Raw genomic sequence first — 24,201 nt, forward strand, 5'->3', positions numbered from 1 at the left:
GTCTTGCGCCGAGCCTTCAGGCTCAGGCGGAAGCCGGGCAGCTAATCCGTATGATGCGCCGCGAAAACATGGGGTTTCCATAGCAGCCGGACGGGGAAATCGCAAAGCCCCCGGTGGCCCGCGGCCCGCGCATGGCGCGGCTCAGGCCGGCCGTGCCCGGGCCGGATTTCCGGCCACGATCGCGCCGGGGGCGACGTTCCGTGTGACCACGCTGCCGGCCCCGACCAGGGCGCCGTCGCCGATCGTGACGCCGGGCAGGATGATGGCACCCCCGCCGATCCAGACGTCGCTGCCGATCCGGATCGGGCGGCCGAATTCCAGTCCGGCGCGGCGGGTTTCGGCATCGCGCGGGTGGTCGGCGGTATAGATCTGCACCGCGGGTCCGATCTGGGTCCGATCGCCGATCACGACCTCGACGACGTCGAGGATCACGCAATTGAAGTTGAGGAACACGCCGTCGCCGAGGCTGACATTGCTGCCGTAGTCGCAGAAGAACGGCGGCCGGATCACGGCGTCCTTGCCGACCTTGCGGAAGCGCTCGCCGAGCAGCGCGTGCAACTCGGCCGCGGACGATGCGCCCGACGCGTTGTAGCGCGCCATCCATTGTTCCGCCGCGGTATGGTCGGCGGCGAGCTCCGCATCCGGGCGATACAGCTCGCCCGCCAGCATTTTTTGCTTTTCAGTCCTGTTCAACCAATCGCTCCGAGCTGCGGGAACGCGTCGGGCGCTGCGGCAAGTACCGCGCGCGCCTTGGCGCTGTCGTCATCCATCTGGCGTATCAACGCCTCGATGGTGTCGAATTTCAGCTCTTCGCGAATGAAACCGATGAATGCGACATCGAGGACCGCGTCGTACAGATCGCCCTTGAAGTCGAACAGGAACACTTCGAGCAGCGGCGCGCCGTTGTCGAAGGTCGGCCGGCGCCCGAAGCTTGCGACACCGTCGAACCGTTGCGAGCCCTTGCCGACCCGCACCGCGTAGATGCCGTGCTTCAGGCCGCAATGCTTGTCGAGGCGGATATTGGCGGTGGGGTAGCCGAGGTCGCGGCCGCGCTTCTCGCCGTGGACCACCTTGCCGGTGACGAACCACGGTCCGCCCAGCATCGTGGTCGCATCCGCGATCTCGCCCTCGGCGAGCGCCATGCGGATGGCGCTGGAGGAAACCGGGCGTTCCTCGATGTCGACATGGGCCTGCACATCGACCTCGATGCCGAGCCGCGGCGCTTCGCTGACCAGGAGGCTCGGCGAGCCGACCCGGCCCTTGCCGAAATGGAAGTCGTAACCGACTGCGATCCCGCTGATGCCGAGCCGGCCGATCAGGTCGTGGTGAATGAAATCCTGTGCCGAGGTCCCGGCGCGCGCCTTGTCGAACGTCATCACGACGGCACCGGCGAGCCCGGTGGCCGCGAGCAGCCGCAGCTTGTTGGTCTCGTCCGTGAGACGGAATTGCGGGGTGTTCGGGCTGAAGAAGCTGCGCGGATGCGGCTCGAAGGTCACGGCGAGCGCGGGCACGCCGTGTGCTCTGCCCATCGCAAGCGCCGCGCCGATCACGGCGCGGTGACCGAGGTGGACGCCATCGAAATTCCCCATCGCGACCACGGCGCCTTTCGGAATGGCGCCTGCGGGGGTGTTGTCGCGGATAACGGTAAAGCCGGTGCTCATGAGCGGTATTCTTCAAGGATTCTTAAGCATGATTGGTGCGGGCCGGACCGTGACGCGGCGGCGGCGTGGAAGTCAAGGCTAACGAAAATCGCGTCAAATCCGTAACAATCCGGATTCAGCCGGTTAACGCGCTGTTTAACGCCTGCTGTTAGTCGTTGGCGGAAAGCTGCGTTTGTGCAGAAGCCAAGTTGCGTTTGTCGTTTTGGGGGGAAAGATGGCGGTTGATTTGTCCATGCCGGTTCTGGTGGTTGATGATTACAGCACCATGATCCGCATCATCCGGAATCTTCTCAAGCAGCTTGGATTCGAGAATATCGACGATGCCTCCGACGGCTCCGCGGCGCTGAACAAGATGCGCGGCAAGAAGTATGGCCTGGTGATTTCCGACTGGAACATGGAGCCGATGACCGGCTACGACCTGCTCAAGGAAGTCCGCGCCGATCCCAACCTTGCGACCACGCCCTTCATCATGATCACGGCGGAATCCAAGACCGAGAACGTGATCGCGGCCAAGAAGGCCGGCGTGAACAACTACATCGTCAAGCCGTTCAACGCGGCCACGCTGAAGACCAAGATCGAGGCGGTGTTCCCGGACATGGCGACGGCGTAACCGCCCGACATCGCATCACGATTCATCCTCATCTCATCGCGCGTTAGCGAATGACCAGCGCCGCCTCACCGTCACCCTGAGGGCCGCGAAGCGGCGTCTCGAAGGGTCGACGGCCCGGCTGGTGGCCGTGCATCCTTCGAGACGCGCGCAAGAGCGCGCTCCTCAGGATGACGGGGCTAAAGCATGACGCGGATTGCGCGATTTCGGAATATTAGAAGAATATCCCTGAGTTGCCCGACGTGTCAAGTTGCCTGGTCGACCGTCGGCCGCCGCCGGCTCCTTTGCATGGGGTTGTTTTCGATATTTTGGCGGCGCGCCCCTTCACCTCGCCCCGCATCCGCCTTCGCCCGAAGGCGGGCTTCGGCGGACAAGAGCGGGGCGAGCGAGTCCGGCGACCTTTTGACTACCACTTCAATTCGCGCATCAGCGCGCGCGGGGGATGGCCGAACAATTCCTTGATCGAGGCCGCATCGAGTTGCTCGATGCCCTCGAACTGTTCGGAATGGATGCCGCGGGTGACGAACAGGAGATCGATGCCGAAGCCGTGGGCGCCGGCCAGATCGGTGCGCACGGAATCGCCGATCGCAAGCACTCGGCTGAGCTCGGTCGGACGCCCGCGGCGCTCGGTGGCCAGCGCCATGGCGCGCTCGTAGATCGGTCGGTGCGGCTTGCCGTAGAAGATCACCTCGCCGCCGAGCTCGCGATAGAGTTCGGCGACCGCGCCGGCGCAATAGATCAGCCGGTCGCCGCGCTCGACCACGATATCGGGATTGGCGCAGACCAGCGTGAGCTTGCGCTCGAGCGCCTTCAGCAGCGTGTCGCGGTAGTCTTCGGCCGACTCGGTCTCGTCGTCGAACAGGCCGGTGCAGATGATGTAGTCGGCCTGCTCCAGCGGCACCAGCGTGGCGTCGAGGCCGCGGTGGATCGAGCTGTCGCGCTCCGGGCCGATCCAGAAGATCTTCTGTCCGGGATGATCGGCCACGAAGTGGCGCGTCAGGTCGCCCGAGGAGACGATCGCATCATAGGTCTCGTCGGCGACGCCGAGCTTGCGCAGCTGTCGCTGCACGGAATCGGCCGGCCGCGGCGCGTTGGTGATCAGGATGACCGTGCCGCCGCGCTGGCGGAACGTGTGCAATGCCTCGCAGGCCTCGGGAAAGGACTCGAGGCCGTTGTGCACGACGCCCCAGATATCCGACAGCACAACATCGACGCCGCCAATGAGATCGCGCAGCCGCTCTACGTAACGCAGCGAGGTCATGATGCGAATTGCCGCCTAATTTGGACCGAGGGCGCGGCGCGCCAGTGCGGCGCTGCCGGTTGCGCGCGGCGGAGCTGCGGGGCTGGAGACAGGGGCTGAAGTGCTGGCGCCATTAAGATCCTGGGGGTTGGTCTGCGGAGACTCGGCGGTAGCAGATGCCCCCTCCGGCCGCAACGGCCGCGGCGGCGCGAACAGGAACCCCTGGCCGAACCGGACATCGTAGTCGAGCAGGTCGACCACCGAGCGTTCGCCCTCGATCCGCTCGGCGATCAGGTCGATGCCGTAGCGGCCGAGCAGGTCGGACAGATCGGAAGGATGGATATCGGTGCTCGCGATCTGCTTGGCGTCGAGCAGCAGCGCCGCCGGCACCTTGATGAAGCGGACACCGCGATCGGCGAGCTCGCGCGGCTCGAGGCGAAGGTCGCTGACATGGTCGATCGAGAACCGGTAGCCGCGCTGTGCCAGCGCCGCGAGGTTTTCGCTCTCGGTCGGGCCGAGATTGCGGAAGGTCGCCTGCTTGAACTCGAGCACGAAGGACGGCGCCAGCGCGCGGTTGGCCTCGAGGAAGTCGAGACACTGGGTGAAGTGCTGCGGGCTGGATAGCGTCGCCGCCGAGACGTTGCAGAACACGCCGACATCCTTGCTGCGGATCATCAGGCGGCGCAGCACCTGGACGCAGCGAAGCATCACCATGTGATCGATGCGGCCGATCAGGCCGCCGGCCTCGGCCGCCTCGATGAAATCCTCGGCGGCCAGCACCTGGTCGCGCTCGTCGCGCAGCCGCGTCACCGCCTCGTAGTAGCGCACCTTGCGCTGCGGCAGCGTCACCATCGGCTGCAGGTAGATGTCGAGGCGGTTCTCGTCGATGGCCTGCTTGATCGCGCCAATGAGTTGGGGCTGGCTGCGCGAGACCTCCGGCGGAGCTGCAGGTGTCGGCGGAGGCGCAACCACGACGGTCGGCGCCGGCGCAACCCGTTGCAGCACATCGTCGCGCGGGGGCGCGACCGGCTGCACCGCCGGAGCCGCCGCCAGCAGATCCTCATGATGCGCGACGGATGCCGCAAGCTGCCGCACCAGTCCGCCGAGCTCGCTGATCTCGCCGGCCATGCCCTGCATCCGGTCTGCGCCGGTGGAGTTGGCCGAGGCGACGCGGCCCTCGACTGCGGCCAGCCGGCGGCCGAACTCGGCGACCTGGCGGGCAAGGTCGGCGGTGCCGCGCGACAAATCCGCGATCTGGCCGCCGACATCGCTGCGGTCGCGCAGCCGCATCGAGACCGCGTTGTAGAGGATCAGGCAGGTGAGGGCGGTGAGCGCCACGATCGCCGATTCCGATCCGCTGATGCCCGCCACCGAATACAGCACGAAGCCGAGCGAGGCTGCGAGCAGCACCATACAGATGGCGATGAAGATCGTCGAAATGCGAATCATGTCGCGCGCCCGCGCCCTCTGTCCGAACGTCCCTGGACCGCGACCTTAGCACCATTGTTGATTCGACGGGCCAGCGATCTTCGGAACCGGCTGGAACTGCACACGATTTTCGTTTCGCCCGGATCAGGCTCCGTAAATCGCCGGAGCCGGCGGCGGCACGCCGGTCAGAGGTCCGCGGCAGCGATCCAGAACACCTCGCCCTCGGAGTCCTCGGTGTCGAGCCAAAGCAGCGGCAGGTTCGGGTAGGCGGCCTCGAGATTGTCGCGGCCGCGGCCGATCTCGCAGAGCAGGCCGCCCTGCGGGGTCAGATGCTGCCTCGCTTCATCGAGCAGGCGACGGACGATGTCCAGCCCGTCGGCGCCGCCATCGAACGCGATCTTCGGCTCGGCACGGCACTCGCGCGGCAGCGCCGCCATGCCTTCGGCGTCGACATAGGGCGGGTTCGAGATGATGAGATCGTATCTGTTGTCGCCGAGCGGCTTGAACAGGTCGCCGCGATGCAGCGTCAGGCGATCGTCGAGGCCGTGGTCGGCGACGTTGCGCGCGGCGACCTCGAGCGCATCCTTTGAAATATCGACCGCGTCGACCGCGGAGTTGGGAAAATGTCGCGCCGCCAAAATCGCAAGGCAGCCGGAGCCGGTGCAGAGGTCGAGCACGCGTTCGACCTCTTCGGGATCGCCGATCAGCGAGGTGCCGTCCTCGTCGCCGCCGAAATGCGTATCCAGCAATTCGCCGATGAAGGAGCGCGGCACGATGGTGCGCTCGTCGACATAGAACGGCAGGCCGCGCATATAGACCTTGTTGACGAGATAGGCGGCAGGCTTCCGCGTCGCGATCCGGCGCTCGATCAGGTCGAGGATCTGCTTGCCCTCGGCAATCGTGACGCGTGCGGTGGCAAAGTTCTCGAACTGGTCGGGATGCAGGTGCAGTGTCTCGCAGATCAGGAACGCGGCCTCGGCCACCGGATCGGTGGTGCCGTGCGCGAACACGAGCTTGGCCGCGTTGAAGCGGCTCACGGCATAGCGCAGGAAATCGAACAGGGTGTGAAGCTCGCCGGCACCGACTTTCGGCGCTTTCGGCACGGCGGGGCTGCGCTTGGCCGGCACTTTGCTGCGCTTGGCCATCAGGATTTGGTCCAGCGCGCGGCGGCCGCGTCGTCATGGTCCTGCGCCTCGATCCAGTTCGCGCCGCGCGCGCTTTCCTCGCGCTTCCAGAACGGTGCGTTGGTCTTCAGATAGTCCATCAGGAACTCGGCGGCCTCGAACGCGGCCTGCCGGTGCGCCGAGGCGGTCACGACCAGCACGATGTTCTCGCCCGGCGCGATGCGGCCGAAGCGGTGGATGATGGTGAGGCCCTGCAACGGCCAGCGCGACAGCGCCTCGTCGGCGTGGCGCGTGATCTCGGCTTCCGCCATTTCAGGGTAATGTTCGAGCGTCAGCGCCGCGATCGGCTCGCCCTGCTCGCTGCCGCGGCAGATGCCGCTGAAGCTGACGACCGCGCCGACATCGGTGCGGCCCTTGCTCAAGGCCGCGATCTCCTGCGCGACGTCGAAGTCGGCTTGCTGGATACGGATGGTCGCTGCGACGGTCATGTCGGGATCTAGCCGCCGGTCATCGGCGGAAAGAACGCGATCTCGCGGGCGCCGGAGATCGCCGCGTCCGATTTGACATGGGCGTGGTCGATCGCAGCGCGGATCACCGTCGGCTTCTCGAAGGCATAGGCGTAGGCATCGTCGCGCGCGGCAAGCCAGCCGATCAGGTCGCCGACGGTGCGCACGTCGGCCGGCGGCTCGACGATCTCTTCAGCCTTGCCGATGCGTTCGCGCACCCAGGCGAAATATTTCAGCTTCATCCCTCATCCTCCTTGATGAGGTGATGGATGCCGGCACGGAAATAATCCCAGCCGGTGTAGATCGTGAAGATCGCCGACATCCACAGCAGCACGATGCCGATCAGGGTGGTGGCCGGGAAGACCTGCTCGCCCGCTTCGCCGGCGATCAGAAAGCCGATCGCCACCAGCTGGATCGTCGTCTTCCATTTCGCCAGCTTGGTGACGGGAACGCTGACCCGCAAGCCTGCGAGATATTCGCGCAGGCCCGAGACCAGGATCTCGCGGCACAGGATCACGATCGCCGCCCACAGCGTCCAGCCATGGATCGAATTGTCGGCGGCCAGCATCAGAAGGCTGGAGGCGACGAGCAGCTTGTCGGCGATCGGATCGAGCATCCGGCCGAAGGCGGACTGCTGGTCCCACATCCGGGCATAATAGCCGTCGAGATAGTCGGTGATTCCCGCCGCAATGAACACGGCCAGCGCCACCCAGCGCAGCCACAACGGGCCGTCCAGGATCGATTGCCAGTAGACGCAGCCGATCACCACCGGGATCGCGGCGATCCGGGCGTAGGTCAGGATATTCGGGAGGGACATGGTCTTGGTCTGTCCCCGGGTCGTGGCGATGTTCATCCGTTCTACCAATACCGCTGAAGCGAGAAGGTCAACCGTGCGGACGCGTCAGGCGCGACCAGATTGCGCTGGATCGTCATAGCGCCTTAGCTCGTTGTTTAAGCATGATCTTTTCGGATAACTGCCTCACACTTTTTCGCATCATGCCCCAGATGCCCTGTCGCAGGCGGCGCCCTGATGACTCGCCTTTGGTTTAACCCGGCTGGGCGTGGAAATACTCGAAAATCTTGCGGGCACTCTCGGCGCTGACGCCGGGAACCTTGCCGAGGTCGGCGATCGAGGCCCGCTCGATCTCCTTGAGCGTTCCGAAGTGGTGCAGCAAGGCACGCTTGCGGGACGGGCCGATGCCCGGGATCTCCTGCAGGCCGGCCTCGCGGATGTCTTTTTTGCGCAGCTTGCGGTGCGAGCCGATCACGAAGCGATGGGCCTCGTCGCGCAGCCGCTGGATGAAATAGAGCACCGGGTCCCGCGGCTCCAGCTTGATGGCCTCGCGGTCGGGCATGAACAGGGTTTCGCGCCCGGCATCGCGCTCCGGACCTTTAGCCACTGCCATCAGCGAGACCTCGGTCAGCCCGAGATTCTGGAAAATCTCCCGGACCGCGTTGAGCTGACCGCGGCCGCCGTCGATGATGACGAGGTCGGGCCATTGCGGGAACGAATCGTCATCCGCTTTTGTCCTGGCAGCGGCCTCGCCCTCCGGCGGCTTCAGCAGCCGCTTGAAGCGGCGTTCCAGCACCTCGCGCATCATTCCGTAATCGTCGCCGGGCGTCAGCCCTTCGGACTTGATGTTGAACTTGCGGTACTGGTTTTTCATGAACCCGTCGGGTCCCGCCACGATCATCGCGCCGACCGCGTTGGTGCCCTGGATGTGGCTGTTGTCGTAGACCTCGATCCGCTTGGGTGTGTGCGGCAGGCCGAGCGTCGAGACCATGCCCTCCAGCAGCCGGCTTTGCGTCGCGGTATCGGCGAGCTTGCGGCCGAGCGCCTCGCGCGCGTTGGTGAGCGCATGGCCGATCAGCTCCTTCTTCTCGCCGCGCTTCGGCACAGAGACCTCGACCTTGGATCCGGCCTTGACCGACAGCGCGTCGGCGAGCAACGCGCTTTCCTCGATCTCGTGCGACAGCAGGATCAGCTTCGGCGGCGGCTTGTCGTCGTAGAACTGCGCGAGGAACGAGGACAGCACCTCCTCGGGCGTGAAGCTCTTCTCGGCCTTGGGGAAATAGGCGCGGTTGCCCCAGTTCTGGCCGGTGCGGAAGAAGAACACCTCGACGCAGGAATAGCCGCCCTCCTGGTGGATCGCGAACACGTCGGCCTCTTCGACCGTGCGCGGATTGATGCCCTGCTGCGACTGGATCGCCGACAGCGCCGCGAGACGGTCGCGGTACAGCGCCGCGGTCTCGAATTCGAGTTCGCCGGAGGCCTTCTCCATCTCGGCCGCGAGCAGCTCCTTCACGGCATGGCTGCGGCCGGACAGGAATTCGGTCGCCTCGCGCACCAGTTCGCTATAGCCGGGGAAGTCGATCTCGCGCGTGCAGGGGCCGGCGCAACGCTTGATCTGATAGAGCAGGCAGGGGCGGCTGCGGCTTTCGAAGAAGCCGTCGGTGCAGGAGCGGATCAGGAACGCGCGCTGCAGCGCCGTGATGGTGCGGTTGACCGCGCCTGCGTTGGCGAACGGGCCGAAATAGCGCCCCGGCCGCGACTGCGCGCCGCGATGCTTGAGGATCTGCGGCGCCCAATGGTCGCCTGATATCAGAATATAGGGAAACGATTTGTCGTCGCGCAGCTGCACATTGAAGCGCGGACGGAGCTGCTTGATCAGATTGGCTTCGAGCAGCAGCGCCTCGGTCTCGGTCATGGTCGAGACGATCTCGACCTGCGTGGTCGCCGCGATCATGCGCAGGATGCGCGCCGGCAGCGGCGCGTTGGCCCGCGCATAGGACGACAGCCGCTTTTTGACGTTCTTCGCCTTGCCGACATAGAGCACGTCGTTGGCGGCGTTGAGCATGCGGTAGACGCCGGGCGAGGTCGGGGCGAGGCGGACCGCGTTCTCGATCGCGGCATGCCCGACCGAGAGCGTGCCCTCGGCGACCGCCTCGGCGGCGTCCTCGGAAGCCTCGGGCAGGCGCGCCTCGTCCTCCTCCTCGGCGGCGGAGGTTTCGGGATCGACGTCGCTTGTATCGAGCGTCAGATCGTCCTGCGGCAGATCGGACTTTGAACCGCGCCGTGGCTTGGGATCAGCCTTGGAGTCGGCCTTGGGATCAGCTTTGGGGGCCGGCGTCGGACGCTCGGGAGAATCGTGAACCATGGGCCGTAAACTAAGTGCTTGGGCGACCGGTCGCCAGCGTTGGCGGCACCAAGAAAACCACCTCGATTGCAGGAGGTTACCGGCCCCGCGCGGACGCCCGGAGGGGGTGTGTAACACCTTGTTAAGACTGATGAGCGGGCCGGTAACCGGGCTTAACAGCCCTTTAACTTAAAACTCTCGATAAACCTTAGCGAAAAAAGTGGAATTCCGTAACCACGCCGGCCCTGGCCGGCGGGCTGCGGCTGTTGCGTGGTGGAGAGTACCAATGACCCGGTTTGTCGCGCGTGCGCTGGCACTGATCGTTGCAGGCTGGACGACCTCGGCGGCGTCGGCCGACCTCAACTACGGATCGCCCTATACGGTCTATCAGCCGCTCAATGCCTATAGCTGGGCCGGCCCCTATCTTGGCGGCAATGTCGGCTATGGTTGGGGCTCGGTCGAGAACAACCCGACCAAGCCGTCCGGGTTCGTCGGCGGTGTGCAGGCCGGCTACAACTTCCAGAACGGCTCCCCCTGGGTGTTCGGTATCGAGGCCGATATCCAGGGCACCACGGCTGACGACCGGTTCGCGCCGTGGAAGTTCTCCAACCCGTGGTTCGGCACGGTGCGCGGCCGCGCCGGCTATGCGGTCAACAACGTGCTGTTCTACGCGACCGGCGGTCTCGCCTTCGGCGAACTGCGCGGCGAGACGTTCGGCATCACGGAGAGCCACACCAACGCAGGCTTCACCGTCGGTGCCGGCGCCGAAATGGGCTTTGCCCCGCACTGGAGCGCCAAGATCGAATATCTCTACGTCGACCTTGCCAACAGCAATTTCACGATCACCGGTGGCGTGTCGAACGGCTACAGCTTCAGCCTGGTTCGCGCCGGCATCAACTATCACTTTTGAGAACAAGAAGACGTCGACCATCAACTCCCGGCCGCGCCTTGCGCGGCCGGGTTTTTCTTTGTGTTGATGATCTCAACGTCGCGCATGGCGGCATGCACGCCGCGGCATCCGCGAATCCAATCGGTGAGCCGCACGTGTGGGATATGCGGCACCGCCAGTCGCGTCCGCATCATGCAGGTGGTCATCCAGAGCACGCCAGCCGCGCGCTCGGCGGTCAACTCACACGCAACGCCTCATTCGGCGTTCATCACGAGCCGCGAATCGCGAGCGCTCGTCATGAGACCACCAGGTTGACGGCCTTCGGGCCCTTGCCCTTCTTGTCGGGCTCAACCTCGAACGTAATGCGTTGTCCTTCAGTCAGGTCCTTCAATCCTGCACGCTCGACAGCTGTGATGTGAACGAACACATCGCGGCCGCCATCATCAGGCTTGATGAAGCCGTAGCCACGCTCTCCGTTGAAGAACTTGACTGTCCCAGTCATGGCCATCGGGAAACTCCTCCCCCGTATTGCTCCACCGCTACGCGCACGCCGCGTAGCGGTTGACCGACATTCGCTTGTCGGAAGCTTGGCCACCTGAACAGGCCGGCGTCACGCCGCCGGTCTGCCTGGATTTATTTCGGCCTTGTCACTCCGCCGCAACCATTCGCGGAAGCGGAACGTAAAGCCAGTCGTAACAGGATGAGCATAATACGGTTCCGCGCAAATTGCCTATGCTCAAAATTGAACTTTTCAGTAGGAGCTGTCGATCAAGGTTTAGGCGTCTCGAGTCTGAAGCGTCCCGCACCGCCTTGACCGAGCGGCCTCTCGAGTTCGGGCAGGATGATCTTCAACTCATTCGCCAGCGTCCACGGCGGATTCACCAGCAAAAGCCCTGTGGAAACGAGGCCTGCGCCTGCTTCTTGCGGTGCCACACTGAATTCCAAGCGCAGGCATTTGCCGGCGGGCCGACTCGCTGCTGCTGCAGCGGCCACGCTGCGCGCTAGCTCATCGGTGGCTCTCCGGGTTTTTACGGGGTACCACAAAAGATACGTGCCGGTCGGCCACTTCGCGAATGCTTCCGTGAAAGCACTGGCCAGCCGCTCGAACTCGTCCTTCGCTTCGAACGGCGGATCGATCAGCACCAGGCCGCGCCGCTCGTTCGGCGGCACGAATGCGGGCAGCGCCATCCAGCCGTCGAGATCGACGACGCGCGCTTGCGCGTCACGTCGCAAGGCGTCGATCAGTTGTTTGCGCGCCGTCGGTTCGATCTCGCAGGCGGTGAGGCGATCTTGCGGACGCAGCAGCGCCCGCGCGATCAACGGCGAACCCGGATAGGCTTTCAGCTCGCCTCTCGGATTGAATGCCCTGACGATGTCGAGATAGGGCGCGATCAGCGGCAACGCCTTGTCGGAGAGCCGCGCCTGCATCAGCCGTGCGATGCCGGTGAGCCATTCGCCGCCGCGCTGCGCTTCGCTCGACGTCAAATCATAGAGGCCGGCGCCGGCATGGGTGTCGATGACGCGGAACGGCGCCTGCTTGTCCTGCAGATAGGTGAGCATGCGCACCAGCACGATGTGCTTGATGACGTCGGCAAAGCTGCCGGCATGAAAGGCGTGACGGTAGTTCATGTGATGATCGTGCTGCGCTCCCAAAGGGTCGCGCATGTTGTACTCGTCATGCCCGGGCTTGTCCCGGCCTTCGCTAAAGCTTCGGCGGGGTTAACATCCGAGCTCGGCGAAGCCTTGGCGTAGCCGGCTCCCGGGCATCTGCGCCTAATCTTGCTTGTTTCGCGATGGCGCAGGTTGCCGGGACGTTTTGCGCGACGACGCGCGGCGCGGGTCCGCCGGCCATGACGCAGAGAGTTTCAGCCGCCGCGAACCGGCGGCATCAGCACCTGATCGCGGCGGCAGGCGCGGCGATCGATTTCCTCGCAGGAGCGGAATTGCAGATCCTTGCTGAGGCAGATCCGCACCTCGCTGAGCCGCTTGCTGTCGCAGGTCACCGAGATCGCGGAGTTGCTGAGGCCTGGATTGACCTTGATGAACGCCGTCTCCAGCTCGTCGGGCGCGACCGTCTTCGGCTCCGACAATTGCAGGAATTCCTCGGGGATCTTCACCGTGGCGCGGGCCTTGCGGATGGCTTCGAAATAGGCGCGTTCGCCGAGACCCGAGCAGGTGCCGTGCTTGTCCCACTCATTGTAGATCAGCCCGGGCCCCGGCATCAGGTCGAGCATCGAGCTCATGATGCTGCGGGCGAGTCGCGGCGAGGGCCGCTGGCAGTATTCCGGAAAGCCCCGCTCATATTGCGGCCACAGGCCGTGCACCACGAAGGAATAGGGCCGTCCGCCGCACTGCGCCTGCGTGCCGCGGCCGTTGTTGCCGCGCTCGCTCGCCGCCTCGCAGAACGAGGGCGACCACGACAGCGACAGCACATAGAAATCGAACTCACCGGGTGCATTCTGGCGGCGATCCTGGGCCGAGGCCCCAACCGCACTGCACAGAATAATGGCAACCGAAATCAAAAATCGGGAAATTGTGTCCAACCGAGGCATCAAACGCTCCCCTCACTCGACCGCCCAGAGCCTAGCAGGCCGCGAGAACATTTCAAGAACAAAAAGCCGCCGTCCAAATGGCGGCGGCTCCTGCTTTAGCAGTCTGGTCGGAGATCAGGGCCGGGCGGCCTTGCAGGACGGGTTATAGGCCCAGTTGCGGTCGAGTCCTGCGACGCACCATTCGACGCCCTGATTGATGCTGGCAAAGCCGCCGTCCTCGATGATCGAATAGTGCACCTTGCGCACCTTGCCGTCGCTCAGCATCGCCTCGCCGCTGCAATAGCGGCGCGGAATATTGTCGGACTGCCAGGGACGGAAGGCGGTTTCGTGTATCCCGTTGAAGCCGGTGATCACGAGCGGCGAATTCCAGAAGGTCGCTTCCTTTTCCTGGAATTGCGTGCTGATGACCGTCAGGGCCTTCTCGCATGGGGCCACATTGCCGTCATAGCGCGGGCCGGACAGCCAAAAGTTCATTTCGAACGGATTGGCGGCCTGGGCCGTGCCCCCGAACGCCAGCGTGCCGACCACGAGTGCGGCGCCGAGGCCGAGCTTGCGGCCGAGTTTATTGCGGGAGTTGAACAGGTTGCGCATGGGAATCCACCCGATTATCCGATGCCGCGGACGGTGCCGCGAAGCCCCGGCAAGGTCAAGTGCAGGGCGGCAACACCTGCGGAGAAGTCCACCTGGGGGAGCCGGCTCGTTCTTTTCACGGTCGCCGGCGCACTCTATGTTGGCTCGAAGCGAAATGGAGTCTGCGATGCGAAGGAAATTGGCCGCGTGCCTGGTTGCCGTTTGCGGGATGCTGGCCGTTGTGCCGGCGCGGGCGGATTGGATGCAGCCGGTGCCGCCGTTCAAGGGTAATGATACCGGCGGTATCATCGCCTATACGCTGGCGACCCAGAGCGACGCCCGGCAGCTCGCCGTCGATCACTGCGCCTCCTACGGCAAGGTGGTCAAGTTCCTTGCGATGCAGAACTATCCGGGCGGCTACATCTCTTTCGCCTGTCGCTGGGTGCCCTATGGCGCAGCCCAGAGGCCGTTGCGCACGCTCTACTGAGCGCGCTTCAAATCTTTCGATCGTTCAGCCGGGAGCAGACCGCATGACCCGACAGCTTGCCTTGCTTGGTTCGGCTGTGTGCCTTGTCCTGTCCGCTGGCGCCGCAAGTGCCGTCGACCTGCCGATCCGCAAGGCCGGTCTGTGGGAGATGAAGATGGTGCGCACCGGCGGGCCGATGCCGGAAATCACCATGCAGCACTGCACCGACGAGACCACCGACAAGGAGATGAGCGCGGCGGCCTCGCCGATGGCCAAGGAAGTCTGCTCCAAGCAGGACATCCAGAAGACCGCCACCGGCTATATCAGCGACAGCGTCTGCAGCGTCGCCGGCATGACGATGCAGAGCCATGCCGAGATCGTCGGCGATTTCAATTCCGCCTACACGGTGAAGAGCACCTCGCATGCCGAGGGCGGCGCGGCCGGCTCGCGCGACACCACGATGACCATCGAGGCAAAATGGCTCGGCGCCTGCAAGAGCGACCAGAAGGCCGGTGACATCATCATGCCCGGCGGCATGAAGATGAACGTCAAGGACATGGAAAAGCTGAAGGGCCTCCTGCCCAAGCAGAAGTAGCGCGCAGCGCATTCGGCCGTTGCCGCGCGACTGAATACATCGCCTCGCATGCCGAGAGGCTGTGCCGCTTCGCATCACCGTCATTGCGAGCAGTTCGCGACGAAACTGCGGAGCAATCTTGCGCTGAGGCGATGCGCAATCCATCCGATCCCTCCCGGTCACCCCCAGGGCTATCGCATATGCCCCTTGGCGACCGCGCAAGTGCTTGGTCTCGTGGTTCGAGACGCGCCGCAAGCGGCGCTCCTCACCATGAGGGTCTACTATTGTGCCGCAAAACAAGACCTCATCCTGAGGAGCCCGCCGAAGGCGGGCGTCTCGAAGGATGGCCACGGGCACACCGCCACGAAATGCGATAGCCTTTGCGCGGGGATGACGGTTCGCCGCGTTCGTGCGCTCCTTGGCGCGCGATGACGTCGACGGGATGCAACATCATCGAATGATCGCTGCGTGCCTCGCGTTCGAGACTCTCTGCGAGCGACGACGCGCATCGCGTTCGTCGTGTCGGAAGCGTAATGCACCAACCTGTCGTTTTGAACCTTTCCAGTGTTGCGCAACTTGAATCGTTCCAGTGTTTCGCATCGTGTGCGTTTCAATGGATTCTATTTTGCGCGTGTGGAATTTCGCGCATCCCGCCGATAGGAGTCCGCCCCGATCGATGCCGGCCTTGTCGCGAACGCGACTCGATCGATGTCTGCGTAAGGCAATGTGGGGATTTGTTCGGTGGGAATGGCTTCGTTGCGGTGCAAGCGCGGCTTGCTTGCATCAAATGCTGCGATCAATGCAGCGCTGCTCGGTTCGGTCGCGCTTGTGCCAATGGGCTCAGATGTCGCTTGCGCTCAGGCGCAGACCAGTCCTCCGCAGAACAATGTCAGCGAACTTCCCGCAGTGACGGTGGATGAACCCGGCGCCGCAAAGAAGCGCGGTGCCGTCGTTTCAAGCCAGAACACCAGGGCTTCGCGTGCGGTCGTGGCGAGCCGGCGCCGCAATGCGACTGCGCCCGCCCAGAGTCAGGCTCCGCGGTCGCAAGGCACAGGTGGCCCGATCGGTACGACGACGGGTTACGTCGCGACCGCCAGCACGGCCGGCACCAAGACCAGCACAGCGCTGATCGAAACGCCGCAGTCGCTTTCGGTCGTCACGCAAGAGGAGCTTCGGGATCGCAACGTTCAGACGCTCAAGGACGCCGTCAGCTACACGCCGGGCGTGACGACCACGGCATTCGGCTATGATCCAAGATTCGATAGTTTCTATATCCGTGGCTTCGATGCGACCTATACGGGGATCTATCGCGACGGCCTGCGTCAGGGCGGCGGCAACTTCGCCATTCCCAAGATCGAACCTTACGGTCTCGACAGCGTGTCGATCCTGCGCGGACCGGCCTCGGGCCTCTATGGCCTCGGCTCTCCGGGAGGCATCGTGGATGTCACGACCAAGCGGCCGCCGTTGACGGCATTCGGTGAGGTGCAGCTGCAGGGCGGCACCTACGACCGTTACCAGGGCAGTTTCGATGTCGGTGGTCCGGTGCCCGGCAGCGATCAGCTGTACTACCGGCTGACGGGTTTGCTGCGCGACGCGAAGACCTGGTACCCCGGCAACGACGACGACCGCGCCTATATCGCGCCTGCGCTGACCTGGCGGCCGGACGCCGATACGTCCTTCACCATCCTGAGCGAGTATCAAAAGAGCCGAACCGCCGCCAGCATCGGCAATTTCCGCACGCCTGACGGACAGCTGACCAACATCTATTCGAATGATCCGGCCTTCAGCGCGATGGATCAGAAGCAGTATCGCATCGGCTACGCGTTCGAGCACAATGTCGACGACGTGTGGACGGTGCGGCAGAACTTCCGCTTCTACCAGGTCGACGTCGACGCGAAGTACACCCAGATCGATTCGATCGACAGCAGCACCAATCTCGCGTCGCGGTCAGCCTGGCGGATCCTGGACAGCTTCAACACGGTCACGCTCGACAATCAGGCCGAGGCCAAGTTCATGCTCGGCGCGATCAGGAACACGGCGCTGTTCGGCGTCGACTACGGTCACTCCTACTACAACGACAAGATCGGTTACGGGCCGGCGCCCGATCTTAATCTCCTGACCATGAACTACGGCGCCCAGGCGATCGCGACGCCGGCATTCTCGATCTTCAGCAAGCAGTCGACCGACGAGGTCGGTGTCTATGCGCAGGAGCAGGCCAAGCTCGGAGGCTTCATTCTGACGCTCAACGGCCGTCAGAGCTGGGTGTCGCAGACGACGACCGCTGGTCTGGACGGCGTGCCGTCAACGCAGAAAGCCACTGCCTTCACCGGCCGTGCGGGGCTGAGCTACGTCTTCGACAACGGCATTGCGCCCTATGTCAGCTATGCAACGGCATTCGCCCCGCAGGTCGGCGTCGACGCATCCGGATTGCCGTTCAGGCCGACCACCGGCGAGCAGAAGGAAGTGGGCATCAAGTACCAGATGCCGAACCTTCCGGTGCTGTTGACCGCCGCGGTGTTCGACATCACGCAGGACAATGTGCTGCGCACCGATCCGAACGACATGGCGTTCCAGGCAGCCACCGGACAGGTCGAATCCAAGGGTGTGGAGCTCGAGGCGAAGCTGGCGCTCAAGCAGGGATTTGATCTCACCGCCGCCTACACCCATCTCAACGTCGTGATCACCCAGGGCAATCCCGACACGACCGGCAATGAGCTCTCCGGTATTCCGAGGAATTCCTTCGCCGCCTTCGGCAAATACACGTTCCAGTCCGGCGTTCCCGTGGAGGGGCTCGGGCTTGGTCTCGGGGTGCGTTATATCGGCACGAACTTCGGGAACGACCAGAACACGTTCCAGAATGCGGCGACGACGTTGTTCGATGCGGTGATCGATTATGATCTCGGCAAGCTGGACCGGCGCTTCCTCGGCGCCACCGCGCGCCTGAACGCGACCAATCTGTTCGACACGCACTACCAGACCTGCCAGTCCGGCTACTGTTATGCCGGCGAACGGCGGCAGGTCATCGGCACCTTGTCCTACCGCTGGTAGCTCGAATTTGTTGTTTGGACGCGTTGTCTTCCCGCGAACCGGCGTCCACTCGCCCGAAACGCTATGTTACACCGGCACCCGCACGACGGCGCGCAGGCCGCCCATCGGGCTTTCGCTGAGCATGATGTCGCCGCCATGCGAGCGGGCGATGTCGCGGGCGATGGCAAGCCCGAGCCCGGTGCCGCCTTCGTCCTGGTTGCGGGCATCGTCGAGCCGCAGGAACGGCTTGAACACTTCCTCGCGCATGTCGGCGGGGATGCCCGGCCCGTCGTCGTCGACCGTGACGTTGAGATAGCGATGGTCGCGATGGCCGGTGATCGAGATCGTGTTGGCGTGGCGCGCCGCGTTGGAGACGAGATTGGCGAGACAGCGCTTGAACGAGGCCGGCTTCACCGTGACGACGGGCAGGCCGTGGAATGCAACGGTTGCGGTGTGGCCGTGGCGTTCGGCGTCGCTGCGCAATTCCTCCAGAGCCAACGCCATGTCGGTCGGCTGCGCGACCTCGCCGGAATCGCCGCGCGCGAAGGCGAGGTAGTCCTCCAGCATCATCGACATCTCGTCGACGTCCTTGCGCATCGCGTCGATCTCGGGGCCTTCGCCGATCAGGGCAAGCTCGAGCTTGAACCGGGTCAGGATGGTGCGCAGATCATGCGATACGCCGGCGAGCATCGCGGTGCGCTGCTCGATCGAACGCTCGACGCGTGCCTTCATCTCGATGAAGGCCTGCGCCGCGCGCCGCACCTCGCGCGCGCCGCGCGGCCGGAAGTTCGGCGCCTCGCGGCCCTTGCCGAAACTTTCGGCGGCGTCCGCCAGCCGCAGGATCGGCTTGATCTGGTTGCGCAGGAACAGCACGGCGACGATCAAGAGGATCGTCGAGGTGCCGAGCATCCAGAAGATGAAGATCTCCGAATTGGAGGCGTAGGCCGCGCTGCGCTGGGCGAAGATCCGCATCACCGAATCGTCGAGCTGCACGCGGATCTCGACCAAATTGGATTTGCCCACGGTGTCGATCCAGAACGGACGGCTGATCTGGCGGCCGAGCTGCACCGACAGCGTCTGGTCGAGCAGCGAGAAGAACGGCTTCGGCCCCGGCGGCGGCATGTCGCCGGCGGGCAGGAAGTCGACCACCAGCTGCAGTTTCTGGGCGATGCGGCGAAGCTGCGCGCGGTCCTTGTCCTGCGGATAGCTCTTGTAGACGTCGATCAGCGCGGCGATATCGGACACCACCGCGGCCGACAGCCGCCGCGTCACCGTGTTCCAGTGCCGCTCCATGAACACGAACGCCACCACTGTCTGCAGGATCACCATCGGCACGATCATGATCAGCAGCGCGCGCGCATAGAGGCCGGTCGGCATCCAGCTCTTGAACGCATTACCCATCCAGCCGTTCGCCTTCGAGACGCGCTGCGAGGCGTTCTTGATCAGGGTCAGGCCGGAGTCGAGCGTGCTCATGCGGATGCTCTACAGCATGATCCGGAAAACTGCGCAGCGGTTTTCCGGCAAGATCATGCTCAAACAAGGATCTGAAGCGCGATGACGATTCATCCTGATCTCATCGCGCTTCAGGGCGAGGCCACCAGGCGATAGCCGATGCCGCGCACCGCCTGCAGGAACAGCGGATTGGCGGGATCGTGCTCGATCTTGCGGCGCAGGCGGTTGATCTGCACGTCGACCGCGCGTTCGTTGACGGTGCCGCCGGAGGTCAGCTCGGCGCGCGGCACGGTCTCGCCGGGCGCGCTGGCGAGGATGCGCAGCATCTCGCGCTCGCGATCGGTGAGATGGATGATCTCTTCGCCCTGGCGCAGTTCGCTGCGCTCGATGTGGAAAATGTAGGGGCCGAACGCGATCTGCTCGACGATTGCGACCTGCGGCGGCGCGGTGCGCTTGAGGATATTGCCGATCCGGAGCACCAGCTCGCGCGGCTCGAACGGCTTGGCGACATAATCGTCGGCGCCGATCTGCAGGCCCTCGATGCGGGCTTCCGCCTCGTGGCGGGCGGTCAGCATGATGATCGGCACCGTCGAGGAGCTGCGGATGAAGCGGGCGAGGTCGAAGCCGTTCTCGCCGGGCATCATCACGTCGAGGATCAGCAGGTCGAAATGCAGCCCGAGCAGCTTGGCGCGCGCGTCGGTGGCGCTCATCGCCGTCGTGACGCGATAGCCTTCGCTGGAAAGAAAGCGCGACAACAGGTCACGAATGCGGCGGTCGTCGTCGACCAAGAGAAGATGCGGCGCGTCGTCGGCCGGCTCGACCGGCGCGCGCATCATGGTTGCAGCCTGCACCAGCTCACTCCCTCATTTTTTTGCCGCCGCCGAAGATCGCTTCGAGCACCTTGTCGGGATCGTCGCGGTCGATCATCGCGCGGAGGAATTGGCGAACCGTCTCGACGCCGGCCGGATCGATGCCGGCGACCGCGCGGTTGATGCGGTCGGTCTGCAGCCCGGCGAGCTTGGCGACCAGCGCCTCGCCCTTCGGGGTGGCGTAGAGCAGGCGCTGCCGGCGGTCGTTGTTGCCGGTCTTCTGCACGATGTAGCCCTCGTCCAGGAGCTGCTTGAGCACGCGCCCGAGCGACTGCTTGGTGATGCGCAGGACGTCGAGCAGGTCGGCGACCTTCAGCCCCGGATAGCGGGTAACGAAGTGGATGACGCGGTGGTGGGCGCGGCCGAAGCCGAACGCCTCCAGCTCCTGGTCGGCGTCGCCGACAAAGTCGCGGTAGGCGAAGAACAACAGCTCGATGATGTCCCAGCGCAGGTCGCGCACCCCCGCCCCGGGAGCGTTGTCGTCTCCCTGCGAATCGGGCTTGGCAGCCATGCCTGAGAAATTTATGTCAGTCATATTGACGTATCTTGGGTTCAATGTTACAAAACTGCCTGTCACGACGAAACATTAGGTCGTTTTGTCCTCGACAGCGTGTAAGGCGGCCTGAACGAGCCTGTGAGGCGGTTTGGGCCGCAAATTGGACTACCGTGCGATTGTCGAGCGGCATTTCGGCAAACATACTGGACTTCAGCATTCCGCAAAAGCATGTCTAAACGGCATGTTGGCGATGGAAGCCGGCGGCGCGGCCGGCGGTGGTGAAGTTCGGGCCAGCCGAGCCTGATGGCTCCGGGGGAAACAGGCCGGCGCCGGGTATCGCGCCGGTTCCGACAGCGGAAAGCAAGAAAAATGACTTTGAAATTCGACATCCAGCCTTCGCCGAATGCAACGTCCGACAAGGATCGCGCGGCGAAGCTCGTGGACCCCGGCTTCGGCCGGGTCTTTACCGATCACATGGCGATCGTCCGCTACAGCCAGGGCAAGGGCTGGCACAGCGCCCGCGTCGAGGCCCGCGCGAATTTTCCGCTCGATCCGGCCGGCGCGGTGCTGCACTACGCCCAGGAAATTTTCGAAGGTCTCAAGGCCTACAAGCGCGACGATGGCGGCGTGAACCTGTTTCGCCCCGACGCCAATGCCCGCCGCTTCCATGATTCGGCCGAGCGCCTGGCGATGGCGCCGCTGCCCGAGGATCTGTTCATCGATGCGGTCGAGCAACTGGTGCGGATCGATCGCGCCTGGATCCCGGGCGGCGAGGGCAGTCTCTATCTGCGGCCCTTCATGATCGCGAGCGAGATCTTCCTCGGCGTGAAGCCGTCGGCGGAATACATCTTCTCGGTCATCGCCTCGCCGGTCGGCTCCTATTTCAAGGGCGGCCCGGCGCCGGTGTCGATCTGGGTGTCGGAGAATTACACGCGCGCCGCCATCGGCGGCACCGGTGCGGTGAAGTGCGGCGGCAATTACGCTGCCAGCCTGCGCGCGCAGGCGGAGGCGATCGAACGGGGCTGCGACCAGGTCGTGTTCCTCGATGCGGTCGAGCGCCGCTACATCGAGGAGCTCGGCGGCATGAACGTGTTCTTCGCGTTCGACGACGGCTCGCTGCTGACGCCGCCGCTCGGCACCATCCTGCCCGGCATCACCCGCGACTCGATCATCGCGCTTGCCAAGGATGCCGGCACGCGTGTGCGCGAGGAGCCCTATACGATCCAGCAATGGCGCGCTGACGCCGCCAGCGGCAAGTTGAAAGAGGCGTTTGCCTGCGGCACCGCGGCCGTCATCTCGCCGATCGGCAAGGTGTGCTCGGCGAGCGGCGATTTCCAGATCAGCGGCGGCGTGGCCGGCCCGGTCGCCATGGGCCTGCGCAAGAAGCTGGTCGACATCCAGTACGGTCGCACCAACGACCCGCATAACTGGATCCGGAACGTCCAGTGACGGACACAACGTCATTCCGGGGCGAGGCGCAGCATCGAACCCGGAATCTCGAGATTCCGGGTTCGCGTCGTTCGACGCGCCCCGGAATGACAGCGTAGCGGCACCGGTTGCCGCCTTGCGCGCCGGCTGGTAAACGGCCGCTCATGGCCGAGAAACCCAAGAAACCCCAGAAACTGAAGGCGCGCCTGCCGCGCGGGCTGGAAGATCGCGGCCCGGCCGCGATCAATGCCACGCGGGCGATGGTCGAGAAGATCCGCGCCGTCTACGAGCTCTACGGCTTCGAGCCGGTGGAGACGCCGGCGATGGAATACACCGACGCGCTCGGCAAGTTCCTGCCCGACCAGGACCGGCCCAACGAGGGCGTGTTCTCGTTCCAGGACGATGACGAGCAGTGGATCTCGCTGCGCTACGACCTCACCGCGCCGCTCGCGCGCTATGTCGCGGAAAACTTCGACGCGCTGCCGAAGCCTTGTCGGTCGTATCGGTTCGGCTACGTCTTCCGCAACGAGAAGCCGGGTCCCGGCCGCTTCCGCCAGTTCATGCAGTTCGACGCCGACACCGTCGGCTCGGCGACGCCGGCGGCCGACGCCGAAATCTGCATGATGGCGGCCGACACGATGGAAGCGCTCGGCATTCCGCGCGGCTCCTATGTCGTGAAGGTGAACAACCGCAAGGTGCTCGACGGCGTGCTCGAGGCGATCGGCCTCGGCGGTGAGGAGAATGCGGGCCGTCGCCTCACCGTGCTGCGCGCGATCGACAAGCTGGACAAATTTCCCGCCGACGAGGTTCGCAAGCTGCTGGGTCCCGGACGATGGGATGGCGGCGAAGAGGGCAAGGGCGACTTTACCAAGGGCGCCGACCTGAGCCCCGCGGATGCCGATATCGTCCTGGCCGTCACGCAAAAGCGTGACGATTGGCGAGAGGCGATTGCTGCGGCAGAGACCTATCTGGCGAAGAGCGAAATTGGTCAGGCCGGCGTGAGCGAGCTCGAAGAGATCGCCAAGCTGGTCGCGGCGTCCGGCTATGGCGCGGATCGCATCCGCATCGATCCCACTGTCGTTCGAGGTCTCGAATATTACACCGGCCCGGTCTACGAGGTTGAGCTGCTGCTCGACACCAAGGACGAAAAGGGCCGCCCGGTGCGGTTCGGCTCGGTCGGTGGCGGCGGCCGCTATGACGGCCTGGTCTCGCGCTTCCGCGGCGAGCCGGTGCCGGCGACCGGCTTCTCGATCGGCGTATCGCGCCTGCAGGCCGCGCTGACGATGCTCGGTCAGCTCGACACGCGGGCCGAGTTCGGTCCTGTCGTCGTCACCGTGTTCGACCGCGATCGCGTCGCCGACTACCAGAAGATGGTCGCGCAACTGCGCCAGGCCGGCATCCGCGCCGAGCTCTATCTCGGCAATCCGAAGAACATGGGCAATCAGCTCAAATATGCCGACCGCCGCAACTCGCCCTGCGTGATCATCCAAGGCTCGGACGAGAAGGCGCGCGGCGAGGTGCAGATCAAGGATTTGATCGAAGGCGCCAAGGCCGCGGCCGCAATCGCCTCCAACCAGGAATGGCGTGAAACACGTCCGGCGCAATTCTCCTGCGCGGAAGCCGATCTGGTCGCGAGGGTCCGCGAGGTCCTGGCGCGGCATGACGTGGCGTGGGGATAGCCATTCGCTTGTGACGTCATGCCCGGCCTTGTGCCGGGCATCCACCTCTTGTTTGATGCGCGGCGACGTGAATGGCCGGGAGGAGCCCGGCCATGGCGATAACAAGAGGGAGAGCAACAATGCCTGAGATCACCGTGAGCATGGCCGCCGGCCGCACCGACGAGCAGAAGCTCGGCATGATGCGCGACATCACCCAGGCGCTGGTGAAGAATCTCGGCGTCGATGCCGACGCGGTCGTGATCCAGATCAACGAAGCGCCGCTGCATCACAAGATGAAGGGCGGCAAGTCGTTCGTCGAGCGCGCGGCCGCGGCGAAGAAGTAATTCACCTCTGTCGTCCCTGCGAAAGCAGGGACCCATAACCACCGATGCCGGTTGTTGAGCTCGCTGGGGCTCCAGCTTGCGCAATAACTAGCTTTGGTGGTTATGGGTCCCTGTGTCTTGGAAGTCTGTCAGGATGAGGGTGGGCGGGAAGCCGTTGGGTCCTTGGCGCTTGA

The 24,201-nt window shown here is 64.5% G+C and carries 25 protein-coding genes; 8 read left to right on the top strand and 17 right to left on the bottom strand.

Going from position 1 to position 24,201, the window contains the following annotated elements; all coding sequences use genetic code 11:
* Positions 1-141: 141 nt before the first annotated feature.
* A complete protein-coding gene (locus QJT82_RS18135; protein WP_028341054.1) occupies positions 142-693 on the bottom strand; it encodes a sugar O-acetyltransferase in 552 nt (183 codons plus the stop codon).
* Positions 690-1,661 (bottom strand): bifunctional riboflavin kinase/FAD synthetase, encoded by a 972-nt coding sequence (locus QJT82_RS18140; protein WP_028341053.1) that lies wholly within the window; start codon positions 1,659-1,661, stop codon positions 690-692. The genes QJT82_RS18135 and QJT82_RS18140 overlap by 4 nt, the downstream gene beginning before the upstream one ends.
* Before the next feature lie 214 nt (positions 1,662-1,875).
* Here QJT82_RS18140 and QJT82_RS18145 point away from each other — a divergent pair, with 214 nt between their 5' ends.
* Positions 1,876-2,271 (top strand): response regulator, encoded by a 396-nt coding sequence (locus tag QJT82_RS18145; RefSeq protein WP_016844467.1) that lies wholly within the window; start codon positions 1,876-1,878, stop codon positions 2,269-2,271.
* Between the two features lie 403 nt (positions 2,272-2,674).
* Here the strand turns inward: QJT82_RS18145 and QJT82_RS18150 are convergent, their stop codons facing one another.
* The 7 genes from QJT82_RS18150 to uvrC all read right to left on the bottom strand — a co-directional run bounded on the left by QJT82_RS18150 (position 2,675) and on the right by uvrC (position 9,724).
* Positions 2,675-3,529 carry a TIGR01459 family HAD-type hydrolase gene (locus QJT82_RS18150; protein WP_028341052.1) on the bottom strand — a complete coding sequence of 285 codons (855 nt, stop codon included), beginning with the start codon at positions 3,527-3,529 and terminating at the stop codon, positions 2,675-2,677.
* 15 nt (positions 3,530-3,544) lie between these two features.
* The gene (locus tag QJT82_RS18155; RefSeq protein WP_028341051.1) at positions 3,545-4,957 is read right to left on the bottom strand and encodes an EAL domain-containing protein; all 1,413 of its coding nucleotides are present in this window, start codon (positions 4,955-4,957) and stop codon (positions 3,545-3,547) included.
* 164 nt (positions 4,958-5,121) lie between these two features.
* Positions 5,122-6,081 carry a 50S ribosomal protein L3 N(5)-glutamine methyltransferase gene (prmB, locus tag QJT82_RS18160; protein WP_028341050.1) on the bottom strand — a complete coding sequence of 320 codons (960 nt, stop codon included), beginning with the start codon at positions 6,079-6,081 and terminating at the stop codon, positions 5,122-5,124.
* Complete coding sequence (locus tag QJT82_RS18165; RefSeq protein ID WP_028341049.1) at positions 6,081-6,548, bottom strand: molybdenum cofactor biosynthesis protein MoaE; 468 nt, start codon at positions 6,546-6,548, stop codon at positions 6,081-6,083. Before QJT82_RS18165 ends, prmB begins: the two co-directional genes overlap by 1 nt.
* An 8-nt stretch (positions 6,549-6,556) precedes the next feature.
* Complete coding sequence (gene moaD, locus QJT82_RS18170; RefSeq protein ID WP_016844473.1) at positions 6,557-6,808, bottom strand: molybdopterin converting factor subunit 1; 252 nt, start codon at positions 6,806-6,808, stop codon at positions 6,557-6,559.
* Entirely contained in the window at positions 6,805-7,419 is a 615-nt protein-coding gene (gene pgsA / locus QJT82_RS18175; RefSeq protein WP_016844474.1) for a CDP-diacylglycerol--glycerol-3-phosphate 3-phosphatidyltransferase, read from the bottom strand. Before pgsA ends, moaD begins: the two co-directional genes overlap by 4 nt.
* Positions 7,420-7,612: 193 nt before the next feature.
* On the bottom strand, positions 7,613-9,724 hold the full coding sequence (gene uvrC / locus QJT82_RS18180; RefSeq protein ID WP_028341048.1) for an excinuclease ABC subunit UvrC: 2,112 nt from the start codon (positions 9,722-9,724) through the stop codon (positions 7,613-7,615).
* A 265-nt stretch (positions 9,725-9,989) separates the two neighbouring features.
* Between uvrC and QJT82_RS18185 the strand changes: the two genes are divergently transcribed.
* Positions 9,990-10,613 (top strand): outer membrane protein, encoded by a 624-nt coding sequence (locus QJT82_RS18185; RefSeq protein ID WP_016844476.1) that lies wholly within the window; start codon positions 9,990-9,992, stop codon positions 10,611-10,613.
* A 20-nt stretch (positions 10,614-10,633) separates the two neighbouring features.
* Here the strand turns inward: QJT82_RS18185 and QJT82_RS18190 are convergent, their stop codons facing one another.
* The 5 genes from QJT82_RS18190 to QJT82_RS18210 form a co-directional block, all read right to left on the bottom strand.
* Positions 10,634-10,831, bottom strand: a complete 198-nt coding sequence (locus QJT82_RS18190; protein ID WP_028341047.1) for a hypothetical protein — start codon at positions 10,829-10,831, stop codon at positions 10,634-10,636.
* A gap of 56 nt (positions 10,832-10,887) precedes the next feature.
* The gene (locus QJT82_RS18195; RefSeq protein ID WP_016844477.1) at positions 10,888-11,100 is read right to left on the bottom strand and encodes a cold-shock protein; all 213 of its coding nucleotides are present in this window, start codon (positions 11,098-11,100) and stop codon (positions 10,888-10,890) included.
* A 260-nt stretch (positions 11,101-11,360) separates the two neighbouring features.
* Complete coding sequence (gene rlmJ / locus QJT82_RS18200) at positions 11,361-12,221, bottom strand: 23S rRNA (adenine(2030)-N(6))-methyltransferase RlmJ (protein ID WP_028341046.1); 861 nt, start codon at positions 12,219-12,221, stop codon at positions 11,361-11,363.
* A gap of 236 nt (positions 12,222-12,457) precedes the next feature.
* Positions 12,458-13,144, bottom strand: a complete 687-nt coding sequence (locus QJT82_RS18205) for a ribonuclease T2 (protein WP_035631679.1) — start codon at positions 13,142-13,144, stop codon at positions 12,458-12,460.
* Between the two features lie 114 nt (positions 13,145-13,258).
* Positions 13,259-13,735 carry a hypothetical protein gene (locus QJT82_RS18210; RefSeq protein ID WP_028341044.1) on the bottom strand — a complete coding sequence of 159 codons (477 nt, stop codon included), beginning with the start codon at positions 13,733-13,735 and terminating at the stop codon, positions 13,259-13,261.
* Positions 13,736-13,901: 166 nt separating this feature from the next.
* On the opposite strand from QJT82_RS18210, the gene QJT82_RS18215 reads away from it, so the two are divergent.
* The 3 genes from QJT82_RS18215 to QJT82_RS18225 all read left to right on the top strand — a co-directional run bounded on the left by QJT82_RS18215 (position 13,902) and on the right by QJT82_RS18225 (position 17,802).
* Positions 13,902-14,201, top strand: coding sequence for a hypothetical protein (locus QJT82_RS18215; protein ID WP_028341043.1), 300 nt, complete (start codon positions 13,902-13,904; stop codon positions 14,199-14,201).
* A gap of 43 nt (positions 14,202-14,244) precedes the next feature.
* Positions 14,245-14,775: a DUF3617 family protein gene (locus tag QJT82_RS18220; protein ID WP_028341042.1), complete on the top strand. Its 531-nt coding sequence runs from the start codon at positions 14,245-14,247 to the stop codon at positions 14,773-14,775.
* Between the two features lie 753 nt (positions 14,776-15,528).
* Entirely contained in the window at positions 15,529-17,802 is a 2,274-nt protein-coding gene (locus QJT82_RS18225; protein ID WP_264641760.1) for a TonB-dependent siderophore receptor, read from the top strand.
* 66 nt (positions 17,803-17,868) lie between these two features.
* Here the strand turns inward: QJT82_RS18225 and QJT82_RS18230 are convergent, their stop codons facing one another.
* The 3 genes from QJT82_RS18230 to QJT82_RS18240 all read right to left on the bottom strand — a co-directional run bounded on the left by QJT82_RS18230 (position 17,869) and on the right by QJT82_RS18240 (position 20,613).
* The gene (locus QJT82_RS18230) at positions 17,869-19,254 is read right to left on the bottom strand and encodes an ATP-binding protein (RefSeq protein ID WP_016844484.1); all 1,386 of its coding nucleotides are present in this window, start codon (positions 19,252-19,254) and stop codon (positions 17,869-17,871) included.
* Positions 19,255-19,364: 110 nt separating this feature from the next.
* Entirely contained in the window at positions 19,365-20,087 is a 723-nt protein-coding gene (locus QJT82_RS18235) for a response regulator transcription factor (RefSeq protein ID WP_028341039.1), read from the bottom strand.
* Between the two features lies 1 nt (position 20,088).
* Positions 20,089-20,613 carry a MarR family winged helix-turn-helix transcriptional regulator gene (locus tag QJT82_RS18240; RefSeq protein ID WP_028341038.1) on the bottom strand — a complete coding sequence of 175 codons (525 nt, stop codon included), beginning with the start codon at positions 20,611-20,613 and terminating at the stop codon, positions 20,089-20,091.
* A 354-nt stretch (positions 20,614-20,967) separates the two neighbouring features.
* Between QJT82_RS18240 and QJT82_RS18245 the strand changes: the two genes are divergently transcribed.
* The 3 genes from QJT82_RS18245 to QJT82_RS18255 all read left to right on the top strand — a co-directional run bounded on the left by QJT82_RS18245 (position 20,968) and on the right by QJT82_RS18255 (position 24,028).
* The gene (locus QJT82_RS18245) at positions 20,968-22,047 is read left to right on the top strand and encodes a branched-chain amino acid aminotransferase (RefSeq protein WP_028341037.1); all 1,080 of its coding nucleotides are present in this window, start codon (positions 20,968-20,970) and stop codon (positions 22,045-22,047) included.
* 143 nt (positions 22,048-22,190) lie between these two features.
* Positions 22,191-23,705, top strand: a complete 1,515-nt coding sequence (gene hisS / locus QJT82_RS18250) for a histidine--tRNA ligase (RefSeq protein WP_028341036.1) — start codon at positions 22,191-22,193, stop codon at positions 23,703-23,705.
* 119 nt (positions 23,706-23,824) lie between these two features.
* The gene (locus QJT82_RS18255) at positions 23,825-24,028 is read left to right on the top strand and encodes a tautomerase family protein (protein ID WP_018269806.1); all 204 of its coding nucleotides are present in this window, start codon (positions 23,825-23,827) and stop codon (positions 24,026-24,028) included.
* The last annotated feature ends 173 nt before the right edge of the window (positions 24,029-24,201 follow it).

Source organism: Bradyrhizobium sp. Mp19, from assembly GCF_029952935.1.
Taxonomy (GTDB): domain Bacteria; phylum Pseudomonadota; class Alphaproteobacteria; order Rhizobiales; family Xanthobacteraceae; genus Bradyrhizobium; species Bradyrhizobium elkanii.